Origin of the sequence: Mesorhizobium sp. M7A.F.Ca.CA.004.12.1.1 (genome assembly GCF_003997835.1) — a bacterium.
Lineage (GTDB): Bacteria > Pseudomonadota > Alphaproteobacteria > Rhizobiales > Rhizobiaceae > Mesorhizobium.
The window spans coordinates 1-3,593 of record NZ_RZRK01000640.1 but is presented as its reverse complement, the minus strand read 5'-3'; the positions used below and the strand labels follow the sequence as shown (position 1 = coordinate 3,593).

Annotated in this window: 3 protein-coding genes; all 3 read right to left on the bottom strand. The window is 63.5% G+C overall.

Going from position 1 to position 3,593, the window contains the following annotated elements; translation table 11 throughout:
* Positions 1–677 (bottom strand): FadR/GntR family transcriptional regulator (locus EN984_RS26750; RefSeq protein WP_164765663.1); only part of this gene is annotated, 677 nt, incomplete at its 3' end.
* Between the two features lie 139 nt (positions 678–816).
* Positions 817–2,289, bottom strand: a complete 1,473-nt coding sequence (locus EN984_RS26745) for an FAD-dependent monooxygenase (protein ID WP_127270063.1) — start codon at positions 2,287–2,289, stop codon at positions 817–819.
* 519 nt (positions 2,290–2,808) lie between these two features.
* Positions 2,809–3,593, bottom strand: a 785-nt coding sequence (locus EN984_RS26735; protein WP_127384072.1) for a diguanylate cyclase, incomplete at its 5' end; no start/stop codon positions are given.

Here is a 3,593-nt window from a genome sequence, read left to right as displayed (position 1 = left end):
GTGGCGATCAGCTTGAGCGCTTCGGCGCGGGCGCCCTGCGGGTCACGGGCTGCGATGCATTCGTAGATGGTGCGGTGATAGGGAAAGCTGGCATGGCCGAAATCGCGAACGCCGAGCGGATGCTCCCAGAAGCGGTGGAACAATTCGTACATGGCGGCGATGATCTGCTCGAACAGCGGATTACCCGAGGCCCGGTAGATCGCCTGGTGGAACTCCCAATCCTCTTCCGACGACATGCCGTCGCGCGTGCGGAACGCCTGCTCCATGATGTCGAGCTTGCGTGCAATTTCGGCGATGTCGGCCTGGCTGGCGCGTTCGGCGCAAAGGGCTGCGGCCTCCGCCTCCAGCGCGCGGCGGATCTCCATCGTCTGCATCAGGCTGGTGAAATCATTGCCGCCCGCCAGCGTCAGCGGCATGTGCAGCATATCGTGTGAAACAGCCGCCTTGAGATAGGTGCCGCTGCCCTGCCGGCGCTCGACGAGGCCGAGCCCTTCCCAGCGTGTCAGTGCCTCGCGCACGGTGTTGCGGCTGACCTTCAGCCGCTCGGCCAGAATGCGTTCGGTTGGAAGCCGCTCGCCCGGCTGCAAGGCCTCGGCGCGAACAAAGCCCACCAACGCCTTCAGCACGGCGTCGTCGCGCGCCGTGGTCTGAATGGGGGGCAGGCTGTTCTGGTCCACATTTCCTCCAAGTGGTCCAATGGTCCAACCAATTTCTGCACAGAAGGAAGCTCCTGTCAACCAACTGTCAGGAGCACTGTCGGAGGGAGGGACGCGATACTCTCAAGGCGATCGCGCGGTCGCGCTTCGATCGTGGCTGCTAACCTGCGGTGGCAGGCGGCCCGAACCAGGTGGTCAGCGCGTCCACCAGGCCCTGTTGGGTTCCCGCCCCGGCCCAAGCCACATAACCATCGGGCCGGATCAAGACCGCGTCGGGCGAAACGACCGTCCCGAGAGCCGGGAGGTCCCAGATACCGGCGTAACCGGCGTCGATCTGCCGGACCCGATCAGCCCAGGACGCGATGTCCAGCCTGCCGGGCTCACCGAGGTTGAGCAGCACGGGCCGCGCGTCGTGCAGCAAGGTGAAGACCCGCAACCGTCCGCCGGCGGTGGTCAGATCGAGATCGGGCATTCGCCGCCCAAGCAGTGGATGCCCCTCGCCAAGGTCGTAATGAACACCCAGACCAGACACCTCCGCGGCGATTTTCTTGCGGGGTTCATCCATGCCGAGCAACTCGGCAACGGTGTCGGCCAAGGCCTTGCTGCGGTCATCCGTGCGGCGAAGCGCAACCTGCGCCATCGTGTTGCGCAACACGCGGGCGGCGACCGGATGGCGCTCGGCGTGATAGCTTTCGAGCAGGCTTTGCGGCGATGTCCCCTTGATGATTTGGGCCAGCTTCCATCCAAGGTTCACCGCATCCTGCACGCCGATGTTGAGGCCCTGTCCGCCCATCGGCGGATGGATGTGCGCGGCATCACCCGCCAGCAGCACGCGCCGGTCGCGATATGCGGCAGCCTGGCGCGTCATGTCGGTGAAGCGGGAGAGCCAGGTCGGGCTGTGAACCCCGAAGTCGGTGCCGTAGATGGCAGTCAGCGCCTCGCTGAGCTCGCGCAGGGTCGGTTCGCCGCGCGCCTCCAGGCGGGGCTCCGTCAGCACGACGCCAACCTTCTTGCCGCCCTCGATCTTACCCAGAGCATGAATTCCGGAGGCGTTGCTGCGGAAGCCCCATGCCGGTTCTTCCGACATTTCGACCTCGGCAATCATCCAGCTCATCGTCGGATCCCATCCGGCGAACTCGATACCGGTCGCCTTGCGAATGGTGCTGCGGCCTCCGTCGCACCCGACCAGATATGCGGCCCTCAGGCGGTGACCGGTGGACAGTTCGACATCGACGCCGCTGTCGTCCTGGGCAAACCCCGCAACCTCGTGTCCGCGATAGATCGGTACCTTCAACTCGCCGACCCAGTCGGCCAGGATGCGCTCGATGTGGTTTTGCCGCAGTGCCAGCAGATAATTGTGGCGCGTGGGAAAATCGCTGATGCCTAACCGGATCATGTGGAAGCCCACGGACGGCGATATCTGTCCCTGTGAAAGAAACCGATCCACAATTCCGCGCTGGTCGAGCACCTCAAGAGTGCGCGCATGCAGGCCGCCTGCGCGCAATCCTGCCAATTTCTGATCCGGTCGCCTTTCGAAAATGGCAACGTCCACGCCTGCCAGCGCCAGTTCGCCTGCCAGCATCAATCCCGTCGGACCACCCCCGGCGATCACAACCGCATGATCTGAAATCATTATCATAACTCCCGTTTTCCGCACCCTGGCTTGGGTCGCGGTTTTACGGGAGGAGCCGGGTCTTGCCGCAAGCCCCTTGTGCGCCATATCTATGAAATGGAAGGGGTGCTCTTCCCCTCGTCGTTGGCTGCCCTCACAGCGAAACTGTGTAGGAACCAAAACGGGTATCCTGATTTCACATGCAAAAACGCAGATTCCTCCGTGCTTTGGCACGGAGTTCTGATGTTCTTTTGGAGAGAAGGGGGCCGGTCGGCGTTTGGCAGCGGTACGAGGAGGCCACTATGTGCCAGCGCCGGCCGGCCGACCCCACGGACCCAGGAGATGCGGCGGACCTGAGCATCATGGGGTATTCCCAGGATCGGAGCCGGTTTTCTATCCTCGTGCCGGCTTCGTCTTGGCCTGCACAGTTGCGCAAGAGCTTATGAAAATCAACAGTTTCTTAACCAAGGCTCGCGAATCGCTTGGATTAAGGTAAACGGGTAACCCTGTCGGGTTGACAGGATAATCGGGGCTGGATCGCTACGCCGCCTTGGCGACGACGCGATTTCGGCCGCCGCTTTTGGCTTCGTAGAGCGCGAGATCGGCACGCTTCATCAGCGCCGCCACCGTGTCCACGCCCTTCAGCACCGACGACACGCCGACGCTGACCGTGACTTCGATCGCCTTGCCGTCCTGCCCGATGGCGAAAGCCGCCTGGGCGATTTCGGCGCGAATGCGTTCGGCTACCTTCTCGGCCACCGCGCCCTCGGTGTCCGGCATCACCACGACGAACTCCTCGCCGCCAAAGCGGCAGGCAAGGTCGATACCCCTGACATTCTTGCGCAGCCGTCGTGCGAATTCCCGCAGAACCTCGTCGCCGCCGTCATGACCGTGCGCATCGTTGATCGCCTTGAAGCGGTCGAGGTCGGTGATCATCACCGACAGCGGCCGGCGCCGCGCTACGGCGCGATCGAACAGCGTCTGCAGGTGGCTGTCCAGATAGCGGCGGTTGTGCAGCCCGGTCAGTCCATCGGTCACCGCCATTTCGATGGTCTGGGTGACGCTGGCGCGCAGCTGGTCGTTGTAACGCTTGCGGCGCACCTGGGTGCGCAGCCGCGCCGTCAACTCCTGCTGGTCGATCGGCCGCATCAGATAATCATTGATGCCGAGTTCGAGGCCGCGGATGATGCGTTCCTCCTCGCCCTCCTCCGCCAGCAGGATGATCGGCACGAAACGGGTGCGATCGAGCGAGCGCAACTGCGAACAGAGCCTCAGCGGATCGAAATCGGCGAACGCGGTCGAGATCATCACGCATTCATAGGACG

Bases quoted from the DNA above. Each gene is read 5' to 3' on its own strand.
- EN984_RS26745 (WP_127270063.1), bottom strand. From the start codon at position 2,289: ATGATTTCAGATCATGCGGTTGTGATCGCCGGGGGTGGTCCGACGGGA.